The sequence below is a fragment of the Rhodococcus sp. F64268 genome (genome assembly GCF_023015605.1).
Taxonomy (GTDB): Bacteria; Actinomycetota; Actinomycetes; order Mycobacteriales; family Mycobacteriaceae; genus Rhodococcus.
This window is the reverse complement of record NZ_JALKAI010000013.1, coordinates 5,866-28,196: the sequence shown is the minus strand read 5'-3', so window position 1 is coordinate 28,196 and position 22,331 is coordinate 5,866. Positions and strand designations below refer to the sequence as shown.

Annotated in this window: 1 protein-coding gene; it reads left to right on the top strand. The window is 69.8% G+C overall.

The window, feature by feature from the left end:
• The first annotated feature begins 152 nt into the window (after positions 1-152).
• Entirely contained in the window at positions 153-22,331 is a 22,179-nt protein-coding gene (locus MWU77_RS22245) for a non-ribosomal peptide synthase/polyketide synthase (RefSeq protein ID WP_247274797.1), read from the top strand.

Sequence of the window (22,331 nt, the reverse complement as noted above, 5' to 3'; positions counted from 1 at the left end):
GCACCGGGACGCAACGGATGTGGTCTAGCTTGGGGAGTGCTTCCGATCACTCGGAAGCAAATGCACGACCGGAAAAAGTGGGGCAGCTATCGAGCCACCATGACGCGATGTCGGGGCGCGCCGGTTTCGGCCACATCGCTTCTCGGAGGGGAATGTCGTTGCGATCTCATGAGTCGGGGCTGCCCGAAGGCGCCTTCCCGCTGTCGTCCGCTCAACGATCGATCTGGTTCGCGCAGCAACTCGCACCGCACGTGCCGATCTGCATCGCGCAGTACATCGATCTGCGCGGCGACCTCGACATCGACCTACTGTGCCGGGTCTCGTATCTCGTCGGCGGGGAGTTCCAATCCGCCTACCTGCGGATCCTCGAGGTCGACGGCGAGCCGTACCAGGTCGTCGACGAGTCCATCGCCTCCGAGACCATCCCGCAGATCGACCTGCGTGGCGAGTCCGATCCGCTGCGCGCCGCCCGCGACTGGATGGAGACCGACTACGCCCGACCGGTCGACCTGTCCGCCGATCGGCTGGTGCAGATGGCGATCCTGCGGGTCGCCGACGACCGGCACTTCTGGTACACCCGCATCCACCATGTCGCGCTCGACGGCTACGCCGCGATGACCCTGCTCAACCGGGCGGCCGCGTTGTACACCGCGGCGCACGAGCAGCGGGAACCGGATCCTGCGCGCGCCGCGGACCTGCGCACCCTCTACGACTGGGACCGCGACTATCACGGCTCGGCCCGCTATCTCTCCGACCGCGACTACTGGCTCGAACGGGTCGCCGGCCTCGAAGCCGGCTCCACCCTCGCGCACCGCGACGCCCCGACAGCTGCCCGGAGCCTGCTCACCGGCACCGCACTACCCGACGATCTGGTGCGGGCCCTGACCGCGAGCGATGAGACCGCCGGCTCGTCGTCCACCGCGACGGTCATCGCTGCCTTCTCGACCTATCTGGCGCGCATGACAGGCCACGACGACGTGGTGATCAACCTGCCCGTCTCGGCCCGGACCACCGCGGTCGTGCGGCGCAGCGGCGGCATGCTCGTCAACACGGCGCCCGTGCACGTCGGGCTCACCGCCGGCGACACCCGCCACGATCTGGTGCAGCGGGTGCAGTTGGAACTCACCGGGGCGTTGCGGCACCAGCGGTTCAGTATCGAGGACATCCGCAGGGAAAGCGGTGCAGCGGGGGACCCGACCCGCTACGCCGGGCCGATGGTCAACGTCATGCTCTTCCATCAGGAGATCACGCTCGGGGACATCCGCGGGGAATTCCACATCATGACGTCCGGTCCCGTCGAGGACCTGCTGGTCAACATCTATCAGAGCGGGACTCCCGCGAAGACGTTCATCGATTTCCGCGGCAACCCGCACCGCTACGATCCCGACGAACTCGCGGAACACCACGGCGCGTTCGTCGCGTTGCTCGGCGAGTTCCTGCGCGCCCCAGCGGACACCCCGCTCGATCGGATCGACCCGGCCACCGCCGAGATCGGCCGTCGCCGCAGGCACGCAGTGGCGACCGAGGCGTTCTGGCGCCGCACCCTCGCCGGGGCCCCCGAACAGCTCCGGCTGCCGCACAGCACCGTCGACGAGGGCACACCCGTCGAGACCGCGAACACCGGGATGCCCGCCGCACCGATCGGCGTTGTCGACACGGTCCTCGCGGTGCCCCCCGCAGCGGTCGCCGCCGTGCGCGGGGTCGCCGACGGCACGCACCCGTCCGGCCTCGCCGACGCCTGGTACCCCGTGCTGCACGCTGCCACCGCGATCGTCGAGGCCGGCCTGACCGCCGAGGAACACACCGTCGTCGGGTGGCCCGCACACACCGTGGTGCTGCCGCTGTGCGCTCGCGTCGACGGCAGCGAATCGTTCACCGACCTGCTCGCGCGGCTGGTGACGCTCGACGCCGAGGCTGCAGCGCATGCCGATGTCACGGCCGAGGTGCTGGATTCGATCGGCCCCGCCCCGATCCCGCCGGTGGTGCTGACGGTCACCGGCCCCGAGGCAGGCCCCGCGACCGGACCGGCCGCGGACGCCGCGCTGACGCTGCACGTGACGGTGACCGCCGACGAGCTGCACGTGCACGGCACCTACCGGCCGGACCAGATCGACTCGCAGACGGCAACGGACTTCGTGGCGCGGGTCGGCCGTGTTCTGACTGCCGGCTGCGCAGATCCGGCCTGCCCGGTCGGCGACCTGCCCGTGGTCGCGCCCGGCGAACCGGTCGGGTTGCTGCCCGCCCGCGGCCGCCCCGCGATGTCTCCGCAACTGTGGCCCGAACTACTCTCGGCGGTCGCCGCGATCGTCCCCGACAGCCCTGCCCTCGTGTGCGGCGACCGCGCCGTGACCTACGCCGAACTCGATCAGTGGTCCAATCGGCTCGCCCGCATCCTACTCGACGCGGGTGCCGGACCGGACCGGATCATCGCGTTGGGTATCGCACGCTCCATCGAATCGGTGGCTGCGCTGTGGGCAGTCGCGAAGGCCGGTGCGGCGTTCGTACCGATCGACCCGGCGTACCCCACCGACCGCATCGACTACATGCTCACCGATTCCGGTGCCGTACTGGGCCTGACCGTCGGCGCGCACCGGCCGCAGTTGCCCGACCACCTGCCCTGGCTCGAACTCGACGATCCCGCCCTGCGGACCCGGATCGAGCACACCTCGGACGTCCCCGTCACCGACGCCGACCGTCCCTGCGATCTGCATTTCGACCATGCCGCCTACCTGATCTACACCTCCGGCTCCACCGGCCGCCCCAAAGGAGTGCTCGTCCCACACCGCGGCCTGGCGAACCTGTCCGCCACATTGCACACCCGCCTCGCCCCACCGCCGGCCGCCCGGGTCTCGCATTTCTCCTCCCCGAGCTTCGACGCCTCGATCTTCGAATACATGACCGCGTTCGGGGTCGGCGCCACCCTCGTGGTCATCCCCGCCGACGTGTACGGCGGCGACGAACTGACCGATCTGCTCAACCGGGAACGCGTCACCCACATGTTCGCGACCCCCGCGGCATTGGCGTCGCTCGACCCGGCCCGACTGCAGGCCGGGGCGATCACCGTCGCCGGTGAGGCCTGCCCCCCGGAACTCGCCGCACGATGGGCACCGGGCCGACGCATGTTCAACGCCTACGGGCCCACCGAGACCACGATCGTCGTCAACATCACCGAGCCGCTCGTCGCGGGCGAGACCGTCACGCTCGGAGCACCGGTGTGCGGGGTCACCGAGGTCGTCCTCGACACCCGGCTGCATCCGGTGCCGCGCGGGGTCGCGGGCGAGCTGTATGTCGGCGGGCCGGGTGTCACCCGCGGCTATTTCGACCGGCCCGGTCTGACTGCGACCCGCTTCGTCGCCGACCCGTACGGCCCACCCGGATCCCGCACCTACCGCACCGGCGATGTGGTCCGCTGGCATCACCACGGCACCATCGAATACCTCGGCCGCTCCGACTTCCAGGTCAAGATCCGCGGCTTCCGCATCGAACTCGGTGAGATCGACGCCGCCCTGACCGACCACCCCACCGTCGCGTTCGCCGTCACCCTCGGCCGCACCGCACCGTCCGGCGATCCGATGCTCGTCGCCTACCTCCTGCCCGAGACCGGGCACGTCGTCGACACCGACACCGTGGCCGAGCACCTGCGGCGGCGGCTGCCCGCGCACATGGTGCCGGCCGCGCTGGTGGTGCTCGACCACATCCCGCTGACCCCGGTGGGTAAACTCGACCGCCGGGCCCTGCCCGAACCGACGTTCGCCACCGCCGTCGCGACAGGCGACGCACCGGGCTCGCCCACCGAAACCGCGGTGTCGCAGATCCTGACCGACCAACTCGGTCTCGACCGGATAGGGCTCGACGACAGTTTCTTCGACCTCGGCGGCAACTCGTTGATCGCCACCCGGGTGGTCGCGCGCCTGAACGACACATTCGGCACCGACGTGGGGGTGCGCACCCTCTTCGAGGCTCCGACCGTGCGGGCGCTCGCCGCACACCTCGATGCGAGCGGCGTTGCCGCGGAACGCCTCACCCGGGTTCCGCTCACCGCCCGCCCCCGACCCGAGCAGGTACCGGTGTCGGCGGCCCAGCGGCGACTGTGGTTCGTCAACCAGCTCGACCCCACCTCCGCCGCCTACAACATTCCCGTCGCCATCACATTGACCGGCCGATTGGACGTCGCCGCGCTCACCTCCGCGGTGCACGATCTGCTCGAGCGGCACGAGGCACTGCGCACCTTGTTCCCCGCGACCGCCGACGGCCCGGTCCAGCAGATCCTCCCGGCGGCACAGATCGACCTCGACCCGAACCCGACCACCGTCGACCCGACCGACCTCGAGCGATCGGTCGCCGAGGTCGTCACCGCCGGATTCGACGTCACCGTCGATCCACCGGTGCGGCTGCGGCTCCTGCGGGTGCACGACGAACATCATGTGGTCGCGGTGGTCGTGCACCACATCGCCGCGGACGGTGCGTCCCTGGCGCCGCTGGCCCGTGACCTGATGACCGCCTATCTCGCGCGTCGCGACGAGCGGAGCCCGCAGTGGGACGCGTTGCCGGTGCAGTACGCCGATTACACCCTGTGGTTCGACGAACTCCTCGGCACCGTCGACGACGCCGCGTCCCGCGCCGCGCAGCAACTCGACTTCTGGCGCACCCGGCTCGCGGGCGCCCCGGAGATCGGCGCGTTGCCCACCGACCGGCCGCGGCCCCCGACCCAGTCGTTCCGCGGCGCCACCATCGATTTCGACATCGACGCTGACCTGTACCGCAGGATCAGCGCGGTCGCGCACGCGCACGGCGCCACCGAGTTCATGGTGGTGCACGCAGCGGTGAGCCTGCTGATCGCGCGGCTGTCCGGCAGCGACGACGTCCTCATCGGCACGCCGGTCTCGGGTCGCGGGGAGCCCGAACTCGACAACCTGGTGGGCATGTTCGTCAACACCGTCACGCTGCGTACCGCGGTGCCACCGGCGATGCCGTTCGGCACCTATCTGCGGGCGGTCCGCGACGGTGATCTCGAAGCATTCGCGCACGCCGACCTGCCGTTCGATGTGCTCGTCGATCTGCTCGCCGGGCACCGGTCGGCGGCGCATTCACCGCTTTTCCAGGTGATGCTCGCCTTCCAGAACAACGACACCGCCCACCTGGAACTGCCGGACCTGACGGTCGATATCACCGAAATCGACACCGCCACCACCAAATTCGATCTGCATCTGACGGTCACGGAGATCCCGGCCCGCGACGGCAGCATCGACTCGCTGCACGGCGCCCTGTCGTACGCCACCGATCTGTTCGACGCCGAGACCGCCGCCGGATTCATCGACCGCCTCGTGCGGCTGATCACCGCCGCGGTGACCGACCCCGGCCGCGCCGTCGGTGATCTCGACCTGCTGCGCGCCGGTGAACGCAGCCGGGTGCTCGACGACTGGAACGCCACCACCGTGGCGCTACCCGAGGCCACCCTCCTCGACCCGTTCGCCGCGCAGGTCGCTGCCACGCCGGACGCGGTCGCCATGGTCGCCGGGGAGCACGCTCTGCGCTACGCAGAGTTCGATGCCGTCACCAACCGTCTCGCCCGACTCCTGCTGCGCCGCGGCGCCGGGCCCGGCGCGATCGTCGGCCTGGCCGTGTCCCGGTCGCTCGAACTGCTCGTCGGCATGTATGCGATCGTCAAGACCGGCGCCGCGTACCTACCGGTCGACCCCGAACACCCCGCCGAACGCACTGGTTATGTGCTCACCAGTGCGCGCCCGGCGCTGGTCCTGACCGTCACCGCCGACGCCGACTGCCTGGCCGGCTCCGATGTGGAGGTCCTGCATCTCGACACGCTCGACCTCGACGGCGAATCGGATGCGCCGCTGACCGCGACCGACCGCCGCGCCGCGGTCGGTGACGATCTGGCCTACGTCATCTACACCTCCGGGTCCACGGGCCGCCCCAAGGGGGTCGCGGTGACCCACCGCGCCATCGTCAACCGGTTGCGCTGGATGCAGCACACCTATCCGCTGACCGGCGCCGACAGCGTGCTGCAGAAGACCCCCGCGACCTTCGACGTGTCGGTGTGGGAGTTCTTCTGGCCCCTGCACACCGGGGCGCGGCTCGTGCTTGCCGAGCCCGGCGGCCACCGTGACCCCCACTACCTGCTAGATGTCATCGACGCGCACCAGATCACGGTCGCGCATTTCGTGCCGTCCATGCTCGCGGTGTTCACCGCGGCCGCCGAAACCCGGCTGGCGGCAGGCAGTTCCCTGCGTCATCTGTTCGCCTCCGGTGAGGCGCTGCCTCCGGAAACTGCTGCCGCGACCCGCCGCGCCTTCACCCGGACCGGATTGCACAACCTGTACGGACCCACCGAAGCAGCCGTCGATGTCACCGCGTGGACCACCAGCGACGACGACACCGGCACCGTGCCGCTCGGAAGCCCGGTGTGGAACACCCGCGCCTACGTCCTCGATGCTCGGCTGCACCCGGTGCCCGTCGGGGCGGTCGGCGAACTGTATCTCGCCGGGGTGCAACTCGCCCGCGGCTATCTCGGCCGCGGCGCACTGACCGCCGACCGGTTCGTCGCCGACCCGTACGGACAGCCGGGGGAGCGGATGTACCGCACCGGCGATCTCGCCACCCGCCGCTCCGACGGCGCCCTGCTGTACCTGGGACGCACCGACTTCCAGGTCAAGATCCGGGGCCTGCGGATCGAACTCGGCGAAATCGAACACGCCCTGCGCAGCACACCCGACGTCGCGCAGGCCGCAGTGCTCGTCCATCACCTCGCCGACGATGTGCTCACCGGATACGTGGTGCCGCACCCCGACCGCAGCATCGACACCGTCGCGGTCACCGACGCACTCGCCCGGCAACTCCCCGAATACATGGTCCCCGCCACGCTGATCGTGCTCGATCGGCTCCCGGTGGGCGTCAACGGCAAACTCGACCGCGATGCGCTCCCGGCACCCGACCTGACCGCACCCGACCGCCCGTACAGCCCGCCGCGCACCCCCGTCGAACAACTCGTCGCGGACACCTTCGCCGAACTGCTCGACGTACCCCGGGTGGGGTTGCACGACAGCTTCCTCGACCTCGGCGGCGGCTCCCTGCTCGCGATGCGGCTCGCCGCGCGGCTGTCCGTCGCACTCGGTGTCGACCTCGGCATCCGCGACCTGTTCGACAATCCGACCGTCGCGGGGGTGCTCGACCATGTGCACCGCGCCTCCGCCCCCACGGCCGCCGCCGCACGTCCGCCGCTCACCGCCGGGCCACGCCCGGATCCGCTGCCACTGTCCCCGGCGCAACAACGGATGTGGTTCATCAACCAGTTCGACACGACCTCCCCGGCCTACAACATCGCCGTCGCACTGCGCCTGACCGGACACCTCGAGCTGGACGTCCTGCGGGCCGCGGTCGCCGATGTCGTCACCCGCCACGAATCGCTGCGTACCCGTTACCCGTTCGTCGACGCTGCTCCCGTACAGGTGATCGTCCCGGCCGTGGCGGCGTCGCTCCCGGATTTCACCGTCACCACGATCGACGCCGACACCGTGGACGCGCACATCGAGAAGATCGCGGCGACCGGATTCGACGTCGCCGCCGAAATCCCCGCCCGTATCCGGTTGCTCGCGCTCTCCGGGAGCGAGCATGTGCTCGTGATGGTGCTGCATCACATCACCGGTGACGGGTTCTCCCTCGGCCCGCTGGCCCGCGATGTCATCACCGCGTACACCGCGCGCACGGCCGGACATGATCCCGGTTGGGCGCCGCTGCCGGTCCAGTACGCCGACTACACGTTGTGGCAGCGGGCCGTGCTCGGCGACGAGGCCGACCCGGAGTCGCTCGCCGCGCGCCAGCTGCGGTTCTGGCGTGAGCAACTCGACGGGGTCCCGGAACTGCTCGAACTGCCGCTCGATCGCGCCCGCCCGGTGCAGCAGAGCCGCCGTGGTGGTCGGGTGCCGTTCACCCTCGATGCCGCAACCCACCGCCGGTTGGTGGCGTTGGCGCGCAGGCACGACACGTCGGTGTTCATGGTGGTGCACGCCGCGCTGGCGGTGCTGCTCGCGCGGTTGTCGTCGACCTCCGACATCGCGATCGGCACCCCGGTCGCGGGTCGTGGGCACCGTCACCTCGACGAGTTGATCGGCATGTTCGTCAACACCGTCGTGTTGCGCACCAGGGTCGACGACGCCGAACCGTTCGCGGCGTTGCTGCAGCGGGTCCGCGACGGCGATCTCGCGGCGTTCGATCACGCGGACATTCCGTTCGAGCGTCTCGTGGAGGTTCTCGATCCGCCCCGGTCGACGGCATATTCACCGCTGTTCCAGGTGATGCTCGAGTTCCAGGACACCGAACGTCCCGAGGTGGTGCTGCCCGATCTGACCGTCGCAGTTCTCGATCTCGCGGCGCCGTTGTCGCTGTTCGATCTGCAGTTGTCGGTCGCTGAAACCGTCGACGACCAGGGTCCTGCCGGGATCTCGGCGTACTTCACCTACGCCACGGATCTGTTCGACACCGACACCGTGCTCTCCTTCGCCGACCGGTTCGTTCGCATCATCGATGCCGTCAGCGCCGAACCCGCCGCGGTGTCCGATTCGAGTGCGGCCGCGGCGGGGGCGCGGATTCCGGTCGGGGACATCGGCATCGTCAGCGAGGCCGAACTGGCCACCCTCGCTCCGGCCCGTGGCCGTCCTCCGGTCTCGCCGCAACAGTGGCCGGAGATGCTGACCGGCATCGCCGCGATCATGCCCGAGTCGGTGGCGTTGTCGTTCCGGGGCCGTCAGGTGACCTATCGGGAACTCGACGAGTGGTCCACCCGCGTCGCCCGCCTGCTGATCGACACCGGCGTTGGTCCGGAGAATGTTGTTGCACTGGGTATTTCGCGTTCCATCGAGTCGGTGGCGGCGGTGTGGGCGGTCGCCAAGACCGGCGCGGCGTTCGTGCCCGTCGACCCCACCTACCCACCCGAACGCATCACCTACATGCTCACCGACTGTGCTGCCGTCCTCGGGTTGACCACCACCGAGCACCACGACCGGCTTCCGGGCACCGTGCCGTGGCTCGTCCTCGACGACCCGGCCGTGCACGAGCGTCTCGCCGCGGCGTCCACCGACCCGATCACCGACACCGACCGCACCACACCACTGCGGTTCGACCATCCCGCCTACCTGATCTACACCTCCGGCTCCACCGGCCGCCCCAAAGGCGTCGTCGTCACCCACCGCGGCCTGACCAACCTCAATGCCGAGGTCCGCGAACACTTCACGATCACCCACCAGGCCCGCGTCTCGCATCTGGCGTCCCCGAGCTTCGACGCCTCGATCTTCGAGTACACCAAGGCGTTCTGCGCAGGCGCCACCCTGGTGATCGTGCCGCCCGATGTGTACGGCGGCGACGAACTCGCCCGGCTGCTCCGCGACGAACAGGTCACCCACGCCTTCATCACCCCCACCGCCCTGGCCTCGCTCGACCCGCACGACCTCGAGCCCCTGCGCGTCCTCGTCGTCGCCGGTGAGGCCTGCCCACCGGAACTCGTCGCCCGCTGGGCACCCGGCCGGCAGATGTTCAACGGCTACGGCCCGTCCGAAGCCACCATCGAAACCAGCGTCAGCCCCGCCCTGCATCCCGACGAGGTCGTCACCGTCGGCGGCCCCGCCGTCGGTTTCCACCAGGTCGTCCTCGACGAGCGGCTACGGCCCGTGCCCGTCGGGGTCGCCGGCGAACTGTACATCGCCGGACCCGGTGTGGCCCGCGGCTACCACCGGCGCCCCGACCTGACCGCAGCCCGCTTCCTCGCCGACCCCTACGGGCGCAGGGGGGAACGGATGTACCGCACCGGCGACGTGGTGCGCTGGCGCGCCGACCACACCGTCGAATACCTCGGGCGCTCCGACTTCCAGGTCAAGGTCCGCGGCTTCCGCATCGAACTCGGCGAGATCGACGCCGCGCTCACCGCCCACGACCACGTCGCGTTCGCGCACACCACCGGCCACACCGCACCCTCCGGCGACACCGTCCTGATCGCCTACGTGCTCCCCGACACCGGCACCGACATCGACCCCGCCGCGGTCCGCGCGCACGTCGCCGCACGCCTGCCCGCCCACATGGTGCCCGCGACCGTGGTGGTCCTCGACGAGATCCCCCTGACCCCCGTCGGGAAGCTCGACCACCGGGCACTGCCCGTCCCGGATCTGTCCGCCACCGGCGGTCACTACCACCCGCCGGCCACCGACCTCGAACGCGTTCTCGTCGGTATCCTCGCCGACGTCCTCGGCCACGAGCGGGTATCGGTGGACGACAACTTCTTCGACATCGGCGGCAACTCGCTGATCGCCACCCGCGTCGTCGCCCGCGTGAACACCGCGCTGGGCACCGACGCCGGGGTGCGAGTCCTCTTCGAGGCCCCCACCGTGCGGGCCCTCGCCGCGCGGGTCCTCGACGATCACGGCGGGCACGGACACACCCCGCTGGTACCGGCGGTGCGGCCCGAACGGCTGCCGCTCGCCCCCGCCCAGCAGCGGATGTGGTTCGTCAACCAATTCGACACCACCTCCGCCGCCTACAACATTCCCCTCGCGATCCGCCTCACCGGCCGCCTCGACCGGGTCGCCCTCGCCGCCGCCGTGACGGATCTGCTGGACCGGCACGAAACATTGCGCACCTGGTATCCCGGCGACGAGAACGGGCCTCGGCAGCTGATCGCGACCACCGAGAAGGTTCTGATCGCGCTGCGCCCGGAGCCCACCGCGGAGGCCGACCTGCCCGGCCGGATCGCAGAGTTGATCGGCGCCGGTTTCGATGTGGCCGCCGCGGTACCGGTCCGTGCCGCCCTGCTCGCAGTGTCCGACACCGAGCACGTCCTGGTCGTGGTGGTGCACCACATCGCCGCGGACGGTGCATCGATGGCGCCGCTGGCCCGCGACCTGATGGCTGCCTATCTCGCCCGCAGCCAGGACACCACCCCGGAACTGTCGCCCCTGGCCGTGCAGTACGTCGATTACGCCCTGTGGCAACAGGAACTGCTCGGCGACCCCTCCGACCCCGACTCGATCGCCGCGACCCAACTCGACTACTGGCGCACCACCCTGGCCGATCTGCCGGAGGTACTGCCGGTACCCACCGATCGGCCCCGGCCACCGCAGCAGTCGTTCCGCGGCGCCGTGCACCACTTCGAGGTCGACCGGTCCGTGCACGACGCACTGATCGAGCTCGCCGCTGCCCACAATGCAACGGTGTTCATGACCGTCCACGCCGCGCTGGCGGTGCTGCTCGCACGGTTGTCGGGTACCGACGACATCGCGATCGGCAGCCCGGTCGCAGGTCGTGGACATCGCGCTCTCGACGACCTGGTCGGGATGTTCGTCAACACCGTGGTCCTGCGCACCCCCATCACCGGGGGACTGTCGTTCAGTGATCACCTGCATCGCACTCGCGAGATCGACCTGGCGGCGTTCGGGCACACCGAACTGCCCTTCGAGAAACTGGTCGACGCGCTCGACCCGACTCGACACACAGATCATTCGCCGCTGTTCCAGGTGGTACTCGAGTTCGGCAACGTCGAGCGCGCGCATCTCGAACTACCGGAGCTCACCGTCGAGGCGCTCGACGCCGATCTGAATGTCGCAAAGTTCGATCTCCAGCTCAACGTACAGGAGGTCCCCGGCGTAGGTCTGCGCTGCGCACTGACCTACGCCACCGATCTGTTCGACACCGCGACCGCCGAGGCGATCGCCGACCGGTTCGTGCGGGTGCTCACCGCCGTCACGACCGATCCGGACCTTGCTGTCGGTGACCTCGATCTGCTCACCGAACCGGAACACGACGCGCTCACCGCGGCGAGCCGCGCCAGGGAAACCGCGGCGAGCCGCGCGACAGGGACCGCGGCGAACGACGACACGTTGCTCGATCTGTTCCGCCGCGGCGCCGCGGTGGACCCCGACGCGGTCGCCGTGACCGCCGACGACGGGAACCTGACGTATCGGCAACTCGAAGACCGTGTCCACCGCCTCGCGCGGCTGCTGCTCGACCACGGCGCGGGTGCGGACACCCTCGTCGCGGTCGCGTTGCCGCGCACCTGCGAACTCGTCGTCGCGTTGCTCGCGATCCTCGACGCCGGCGCCGGGTACCTGCCGATCGACGTGGCGTACCCGCCGGAGCGTCTCGCATTCATGTTCGCCGACGCCCGTCCGGTGTGTGTACTCACCACCGCCGAGCACGCCGCGTTCATGCCCGAGACCGCCCCGGAGACGCTGTTGCTCGACGAGCAGGCAGTCCTCGACCGGCTCTCGGCGCTTCCTACCGCGGCCCTGACCAGCGCAGAGCGGGATGCGGTCCATCCGGATCAGACGGCGTACGTGATCTACACGTCCGGCTCGACCGGCCGCCCCAAGGGCGTCGTGGTGCCGCACCGCACCGTGGTGACCCTGATGACCGACACTCACCCCCAGTTCGGTTTCGACCAACACGACGTGTGGACCCTGTTCCACTCCTATGCCTTCGACTTCTCGGTGTGGGAACTGTGGGGTGCGCTCGCGCACGGCGGTCGTCTCGTCGTCGTCGACTACCACACCGCCCGCACCCCCGACGAGTTCCTCGCGTTGGTGCGGCGCGAACAGGTCACCGTCCTGAACCAGACACCGACGGCGTTCCAGCAGTTCGTCGAGGCCGACCGGGTGGCCGGGGGTCCGCCGCTGCCGTTGCGCTGGATCATCTTCGGTGGTGAAGCCCTCGACCTGGCGCAGCTCGACCGCTGGTACCGCAGGCACGACGACACGTCGCCCACATTGGTGAACATGTACGGCATCACCGAAACCACCGTGCACGTCACCGCGTTGCCGTTGGGTCGCGCGGTGGCCGCGGACGCGAACGGCAACCTCATCGGTGCACCACTGCCGTCGCTGCAGTTGCACATCCTGGACACCCGGCTGCATCCCGTGCCCGCCGGCACCACCGGCGAACTGTATGTGTCCGGGGGACAATTGACTCGCGGCTATCTGCATCGTCCCGATCTGACCGCCACCCGTTTCGTCGCGGACCCGCACGGTGGTTCGGGCGAGCGGCTCTATCGCACCGGAGACCTCGCCCGGCGCACCCCCGGCGGCGACATCGAATATGTCGGACGCAGCGACTTCCAGGTCCAGATGCGTGGTTTCCGCATCGAACTCGGCGAAGTCGAAGCCGCGCTGTTGCGTACTGCCGGTGTCGCCCGCGCTGTCGTGGTCGTGCACCACGACGAGCGCACCGCCACCGACCGCCTCGTCGGGTATCTCGTGCCGGAAACCGGGGTGGATCTCGAGGTCGACACCGTACTGGCGCAAGCTGCCACCGATCTCGCCGCCTACATGGTGCCTGCCGCCCTCGTGGTGCTCGATACCCTGCCGGTGGGGGCCACAGGCAAGCTCGATCGTCGGGCATTGCCCGCCCCGGATTTCGCGGCACGGTCCGCCGTGACCCGCGCCCCGGTCGGGGACCGCGAGGTGCGGCTCGTCGAATTGTTCGCGCAGGTGCTGGGTCTCGACACAGTCGGGGTCGACGATTCGTTCTTCTCCTTGGGTGGCGACTCGATCATGTCAATCCAGCTGGTGTCGCGCGCCAAGGCCGCCGGGTTGGAGCTGTCGCCGCGGGAGGTGTTCGAGCACAAGACCCCCGCGGCGCTCGCCGCCGTCGCAGCGGTCGCGGTCGCGCCGACCGTGTTGTCGGAACTGCCCGGCGGCGGTGTCGGTCAGGTGCCGCTACCCCCGATCGTGCACTGGATGCTCGAGCGGGGTGGCAGCTACGACCGGTACACGCAGGCGGTGCTGCTGCGGTTGCCGACCGGCCTGACCAGATCTGTGCTCACCACATTGATCCAGACGCTGCTCGATCGGCACGATATGCTCCGCGGTCGCCTGTCTCCGAGTGCCGGGTCGCCGCGCGGTGTCGCGCTGCACGTCGACCCACCCGGCGCGGTGCGCGCCGAGACCGTGATCCATCGGGTACCGGTGACCAGTGCCGCGGACACCGCAGAGTTCTTCGCCCTCGCGTCGCACGAACTCGACGCGGCTGCCGACCGGCTCGATCCGTCGGCCGGGGTGCTGATGCAGGCGGTGTGGTTCGATTCGGCCACGGGCGCCGGCCGGTTACTGCTGGTGATTCACCATCTCGCGGTCGACGGGGTGTCGTGGCGCATCTTGGTGCCCGACCTCGCGGCGGCGTGGGCGGCCGGCCTCGATCCGGACTCGCCTGCGGCGGCACTGCCACCGGTCGCGGGGACATCGGTGCGGCGGTGGGCGCAGGCCCTTGCCGACTCGGCGCATGATCCCCGGCGTCGCTCCGAACTGGAGTTCTGGCGCCGCACCGTCGATGTCGTCGAACCTCCGGTGGGGGATCGGCCGTTCGATCCGGCGGTGGACGTCAACGACACCGTCTCGACGGTGGAATCGGTGCTACCCACCTCGGTGACCGAGGCGCTGCTCACGACGGTGCCCGAGCGGTTCCACGGTTCGGTCGAGCACGGGTTGCTCGCCGCTTTCGCGCTTGCGGTCACGGCGTGGCGCCGCGACCGCGGGCAACACCGCGACGAGGTGCTCCTCAATGTGGAAGGGCACGGCAGGGAGACGTCCGCCGCGGACGGCGCCGATCTCGGTGGCACCGTGGGCTGGTTCACCACCATCCACCCATTGCGGCTGGACCTGGCGGGACTCGACCTCGACGAGGCATTTGCCGGGGGGGCCGCTGCAGGGCGTGCCATCAAGACCGTCAAGGAACACCTCGCCGCGGTGCCGGATCACGGTGTCGGCTTCGGTCTGTTGCGGTATCTCGCCGCGGACACCGCCGCCGAGTTGGCGACGCTGGCCACTCCGCAACTGAGTTTCAACTATCTCGGCCGCCCCACCGTCGGCACCGACACCGCCGCCGATGTGCCGTGGTTGCCGATTGGGGAGTTCGGGCGTGGTGGCACGCAGAGCCCCGACATGCCGGCCGCCGCCGTGATCGATCTCAATGCGGTGACGGTCGACGGACCCGACGGACCGGTGCTGCGCACGTTCTGGTCCTTCCCGGAAGGGCTGCTCGACGACACCGAGGTCACCGCCCTCGCCGCGCGGTTCACCGCCGCTGCGACGGCGCTGGCACGGCATGCGCGTAGCCCTCACGCCGGAGGTCTGACGCCGTCGGACCTGCCGCTGGTGCGGCTCGACCAGCCGACCCTCGAACAGCTCGAGGATCGATACGGTCCGCTCGAGACGGTGTGGCCGACGGCACCACTGCAGACCGGGTTGCTGTTCCACGCCTTGCTGGCGGGGGACAGCCCGGACGCGTATGTCGTCCAGCTCGTGCTCGAGGTCACCGGCCGACTCGATGCGGCGCGGCTGCGGCGCGCGTTCCAATTGTTGCTGGTGCGGCATCCGAATCTGCGGGTGGCGTTCACCGATGACGGCGCGGACGGATACGTGCAGGTCGTGCCGACGCACACCGACGTGCCGTTCACGGTGGCCGATACCAGCGACGACCCGGATCCGGACGCTGCCGCCATCCGGTTGCTCGAGCTGGACCGCACCACCCGATTCGACACCGCCGCCGCGCCGCTGCTCCGGGTCACGGTCGTGCACATCGGACCGGACCGGCACCGTGTCGCGCTGACCAACCATCATCTGCTGCTCGACGGCTGGTCCACTCCGGTTCTGATCCGGGAACTGCTCGTGCTGTATGCCACCGACAGTGATACCGCGCTGCTCGAGCGACCCCAGAGTTTCGGCACGTATCTGGCGTGGCTTGCCGACCGGGACCAGGATGAGTCAGTGCAGGCCTACCGTCGCGCGCTGGCCGGGGTCGATGAGCCGACGCTGCTCGCTCCGCAGCACCGTACTGCCGCGGGCAGCGGGGTCTCCGCAGACCTCGATGTCGAGGTGGGTGCCGATCTGTCGGCCCGGATCGACGCGGTTGCTGCCGCGCGTGGGGTCACCGTCAACACGGTGGTGCAGGTCGCGTGGGGGTTGGTGCTCGGTGCTCTCACCGGTCGCAGCGATGTGGTGTTCGGGGCGACGGTCTCCGGGCGTCCCCCGCAGGTGGCGGGGATCGAGACGATGGTGGGGTTGTTCATCAACACGGTCCCCGTCCGTGTCACCGTGCACCCCGGCGATACCGTGGCGACGCTCATCGACCGGGTGCAGGCCGAACAGGCGGCGCTGCTCGATCATCATCATGTGGATCTGAACACCCTCGATCGGCATGTCGGTGCCGCGGTCGGGTTCGACACGTTGACCGTGTTCGAGTCCTATCCGGTCGATGCGGCCGGGATGAGCGCCGACACCGATATCGCCGGAATGCGTGTCACCGGGATCACCGGCCGCGACGCTGCACACTATCCGCTGAGTATCGTTGCGCACACCGACACCGCCATGCATCTGCGGATGAAGTATCTGCCCGAGGTGTTCGATCGCAGTGAGGTGGCGGTCGTCGCCGACCGCATCGTGGCGGCGTTGACCACGTTGGCGGGGGACCCTGGCGCGCGGCTCGCGCAGCGTACGGTGCTCACCGCCGCCGAACGCGAGGTGTTGACCCCGGTACGTGGCCCGGCCGGGGGGTCGACGCTGACGTTGCCGGAGTTGTTCGCCGCCACCGCGGCCGCGCATCCCGATGCGATCGCGGTGACCGACGGTGTTGTCGCGGTGACCTACCGGGATCTCGACGATCGCTCGAATCTTTTGGCGCGCAGTCTGATCGATGTCGGAGCTGGGCCGGATACGGCCGTTGCGTTGGGCATCGCCCGCTCTGTCGAGTCGGTGCTCGCGATATGGGCGATCGCCAAGACGGGGGCGGCGTTCGTGCCGGTCGACCCCCGTTATCCGGCCGAGCGCGTCGCGTTCATGCTGGCCGATTGCGGTGCGACCGTCGGGGTCACGACCGCGGCGCATCGCGGTGGGTTGCCGGACACGGTGCAGTGGTTCGATCTGCACGGCTTCGATCTGCACAGCCCCGAGGCCGGGACCGGCGCGCCGATCACCGACACCGCCCGGACGAGACCGTTGCATCTCGACCACGCCGCCTACCTGATCTACACCTCCGGCTCCACCGGCCGCCCCAAAGGTGTGGTCACCACGCACCGCAGCCTGCACAATTTCGCACTCGACCAGCGGGAGCGTTTCGGCGCGGGACCGGGCTCGAACGTCATGCACTTCTCGTCCCCGAGCTTCGACGCGTCGATCTTCGAGTACCTGCTGGCCTTCGGATCCGGTGCCACGCTCGTGGTGGTTCCGCCGGAGTTGTACGGGGGCACCGAACTCGGGCGGTTCCTCGCCGAGCATGCTGTCACCCACGGTTTCATCACTCCCGCCGCGCTCGCGTCACTCGATCCGGCCGATTTGACCGCGTTCGTCGACCTCGCCGTCGGCGGCGAAGCCTGGCCGGCGGACCTGCTCGCCGCCTGGGCGCCGGGTCGACGCCTCGTCGACGCCTACGGGCCCACCGAAACCACGATCATGGCCGCGATCAGCGACCCACTGCACCGCGACAGCGCGCTGACCCTCGGACCGCCCCTGCGGGGGGTGCACGCCGTGATCCTCGACGACCTGCTGCGTCCCGTCCCGGTCGGTGTGTCCGGTGAGTTGTATCTCGCAGGTACCGGTCTGGCGCGTGGCTATCATGCTCGCCCGGATCTGACGGCGGACCGGTTCGTCGCCGATCCGTACGGGCAGGCGGGGGAGCGGATGTACCGCACCGGTGATGTGGTGCGGTGGGTCGGGGATCCGACCGGCCGGCTCGAGATCGAATACGTAGGCCGCGCCGACTTCCAGGTCAAGATCCGTGGGTTCCGCGTCGAACTCGGCGAGATCGACGCCGCCCTGGCCACCCATCCCGATGTCGGGTTCGCTGTGACCGTCGCGCACACCGCCCCGTCGGGGGAGACGGTGCTGGTCGCCCACTGCCACCCGGCCACCCCGGGAACACTGGACCACCGAACAATCAAAAACCATGTTGCACAGCAGCTTCCCGCGCACATGGTGCCCGCATTCATCACGGTGCTCGACGAGATCCCGTTGACGCCCGTCGGGAAACTCGACCGCAACGCCCTCCCCACACCGGACCTGACCCGCACCGGCGCCGCCCACCGGCCACCCGCCGACGGACTCGAAACCGTCCTGGCCGAACACCTGCGCGAACTGCTCGGCCTCGACACCCTTTCGGCCACCGACAGTTTCTTCGACATCGGCGGCAACTCGCTCATCGCAACACGCGCCGTCACCCGCATCGGGGAGCATCTCGGCCGCGACATCCCCGTACGCGCCCTGTTCGAACACCCCACCGTGCAGGATCTTGCGGCACACCTGCACTCCGTCGACAGCACCGCCGACCACCCCCGGCCGCGCACCGGCCCCACCGCCGCGCCCCGCCCCACCCGTATCCCGCTGTCCCCGGCCCAGCAGCGTCTCTGGTTCGTCAACCAGTTCGACACCGCCTCCGCCGCGTACAACATCCCCCTCGCCATCCGGCTCAGCGGACATCTGTCCCGCGCCGCGCTCGGTACCGCCCTACACGACGTGGTGGCCCGGCACGAAGCACTGCGCACCGTGTACCCCGCCACCGCGGACGGACCACACCAGCGCATCCTCGCCGCCGACGACGTGCCACTGACGCTCGACGTGGTACCTGCCGACGCCGACACAGTGCAGGCCGCGGTCACCGAGTTCGCCTCGGCCGGCTTCGATGTCACCGTCGATGTGCCACTGCGCGCGCGGGTGTTCGCGCTCGGACGCGACGAGCACATCGCGGTGCTCGTGGTACACCACATCGCCGCCGACGGCTCGTCGCTGGCACCCCTGGCCCGCGACCTGATGCTCGCCTACCAGGGCCGCACCCGTGGTGACGTGCCCGCCTGGACGCCGCTGCCCGTCCAATACGCCGACTACGCCCTGTGGCAACACGACCGGCTCGGCGACCCGGCCGACCCCGACTCCCTCGCCGAAACCCAGACCCGGTTCTGGCGCGAGACCCTCGCCGCACTACCGGAGGTGCTGCCGCTCCCCACCGACAGGCCCCGGCCGCCGCAACAGTCGTTCCGCGGCGATGTGGTCCGCTTCTCCATCGACGCGGCGCTGCATCAGCGGCTCACCCAGCTCGCCGCGGCACACGGCACCACCGTGTTCATGGCAATGCACGCCGCCCTCGCCGTACTGCTCGCACGTCTGTCGAACACCGACGACATCGCCGTCGGCAGCCCCATCGCCGGACGTGGACACCGCGACCTCGACGACGTCGTCGGCATGTTCGTCAACACCGTGGTGCTGCGCACCCCGGTGCCTGCGTCAGCGACATTCACCGAACTGCTCGCGGACGTCACCGACCGCGACCTTGCTGCCTTCGCGCACACCGACATTCCGTTCGAGACCGTGGTCGAGACCGCCGACCCGATCCGCTCGACCGCGCATTCGCCGCTGTTCCAGGTGTCCCTCGAATTCCAGAACACCGGACGCGCGGCGCTCGAGTTACCGCATCTGACAGTGCAGGGCATGACCCTCGACCCGACCGTGTGCAACTTCGATCTCGAATTGCTGGTCGCCGACGCCGGTGGGGCACTCGAGACCGGCGTCACCGAGGGCGGTCTCGACGCCGCGTTCGTGTACGCCACCGACCTGTTCGACGCCGGCACTGTCTCCGAGTTCGCGGCACGGCTGACCCGGCTGCTCGACGCGGTCACCGCCGATCCGCAGGTCCCGGTCGGCGACATCGACCTGCTCACCGCGCGCGAACACGACACTCTGGTGCCCGCGTGGGGTCCTGCCGGTATCGGCGCCCGAGTATGGCCGGATCTGCTCGACGAGGCCGTCGCCATCGATCCCACCGCGGTCGCAGTGGTCGACGGCGACCGCACCATCTCCTACCGCGAACTCGACCGGGCCTCGACCGCGCTGGCACGGCTGCTCCTCGACCGCGGTGCCGGACCCGACACCGTGGTGGCGCTCGCGTTGCCCCGGTCGATCGATTCGGTGGCCGCGGTGTGGGCGACCACCCGCAGCGGCGCGATGTTCGTGCCCGTCGACCCCACCTATCCGCCCGAACGAATCGAGTTCATGCTCACCGACAGCGCCGCAACTGTCGGGGTCACCGACAGCGCGCACCGCGACACGCTCCCGGACACCGTGGACTGGCTCGTACTCGACTCCGACGAGATTCGCGCGGATCTGACCGGCCGCGACACCACCGCGATCACCGACGAGGATCGCCCGGTGCCGTTGCGCCCCGACCACGGCGCCTACCTGATTTACACCTCGGGGTCCACCGGCCGACCCAAGGGCGTGACGGTCACCCACCGCGGTCTCGCCGACCTCGCCGCCGAGGAACACGACCATCTGCTCGTCGAACCCGGCAGCCGCGTCTCCCACTTGGCGTCCCCGAGTTTCGACGCGTCGATCTTCGAGATGATGATGGCGCTGTCCGCGGGAGCGAGCCTGGTGATCGTGCCTCCCGGCGTGTACGGCGGCGATGACCTCGCCGCGGCGCTGCGCGCCCACCGCGTCGACCACGCCTTCATCACCCCGACCGCCCTCGCCTCCCTCGATCCGGCGCAGGTCCCCGATCTGCAGGTGCTGCTCGTCGCCGGTGAAGCGTGCCCACCGGAACTCGTCGACCGCTGGGCCGACGGACACCGCATGATCGACGCCTACGGCCCCACCGAAGCGACCATCATGACCTCGCTGACCGCGCCGCTGCGTGCAGGGAACCCGGTGACCATCGGCAGCCCGTCGCGCGGATTCCGTTCGCTGGTGCTCGACGCGCGGCTGCGCCCCGTGCCAGTGGGTGTGGCCGGTGAACTGTACGTGGCCGGGCCGGGTCTGGCGCGTGGTTATCACGGCAGGCCGGAGTTGACGGCGTCCCGGTTCGTTGCCGATCCGTTCGGTCGGGTCGGGGAGCGGATGTATCGCACCGGTGATGTGGTGCGGTGGGTCGGTGTTCCGGAGGGTCGGCTCGAACTCGAGTATGTGGGACGGTCGGATTTCCAGGTCAAGATCCGTGGGTTCCGGGTCGAACTCGGCGAGATCGACACTGCGCTCACCGGCCACGACCAGGTGGTGTTCGCGCATACCCTCGGCCACACGGCACCATCGGGGGAGACGGTGCTCGTCTCGTACGTGCGTGCGGCGGAGGGCACCGCGCCCGACCCGGCGGTGTTGCGTCGGCATGTAGCCGCACACCTGCCCGGACACATGGTGCCGACGGTGATCCTCGTCCTCGACACGATCCCGCTGACGCCCGCCGGGAAACTGGATCGCCGCGCGCTGCCTGCGCCCGACTTCACAGCCCGGGCTGCGGCGGGCCGGGCCCCCGACACCGACCTCGAACGCCTCGTCGCGGAGGTGTTCGCCACCCATCTGGGTCTGACGGCGGTCGCCGCCGACGACAACTTCTTCGAACTCGGCGGCACGTCGCTGCTCGCGACCCGTGTCGTCCCGGATCTGTCGCAGCGTCTGAATCGGCGGATCGGGTTGCCCGCGTTGTTCACTCATCCGACGGTGGCCGACCTGGCCCAGCATCTCGGCGGTGACACCGACAGCGGCACCGTCGACGACGCGCTGCGGGTCCTGGTGCCGCTGCGGGAAGGGAACACACCGGCGTTGTTCTGCGTGCACCCAGCCGCGGGCCTGGCCTGGGGATACGCCGGCCTGACCCAGCATCTCGACGGGGAACGCGCCGTATACGGGTTGCAGTTGCCCACCTTGAGCGGTTCCGGCACCGTCGACAGCGTCCGCTCGTTGGCCGTGCGCTACGCCGAGGAGATCCGCCAGGTCCAGCCGCACGGCCCGTACCACTTGCTGGGGTGGTCGCTCGGCGGGATCGTCGCGCACGCCGTCGCTGTCGAACTGCAACGCGACGGGGAGGTGGTCGACACCCTTGCGTTGCTGGATGCGCATCTCAACGCGCCGGGCGGAGCGGCGCCCGGGGTCAAGGACATGCTCCGCGACCTCGGGGTATCCGTCAACGGCGGCCCCGAACTCGGTTACGAGGACGCGCTCGCGCTTGTCGAAGAGTCCTTCGGGGAACTGTCGGGCCTGACCGCACAGCACCTCGAACGGTTGCACACCGGATCGGTGGCCGCGGCCCGTGCAGCGCGCCGGCATTCGCCGGTGACCTTCCACGGCGATGTGCTGTTCTTCACCGCCACCCGCTCGGCAGGATCGGTGCCCGCTGTCGCGGCGTGGCACGACATCGTCGACGGCGAGATCCACCAGTTCCGCATCGATTGCGAGCATCACGAGATGGTGGCGCCGCCGGCCGCGCAGGACATCGCCGCAGTGCTCACCGCGCGGTTCGAGGACAGTGATGCGAGTCTTCGTCGGGGTCAGGACCGTTGGGGGATCGGTACGGGACTGACACGTTGA

Coding starts and splice junctions, on each gene's coding strand:
- MWU77_RS22245 (WP_247274797.1), top strand. CDS start 153: ATGTCGTTGCGATCTCATGAGTCGGGGCTGCCCGAAGGCGCCTTCCCG.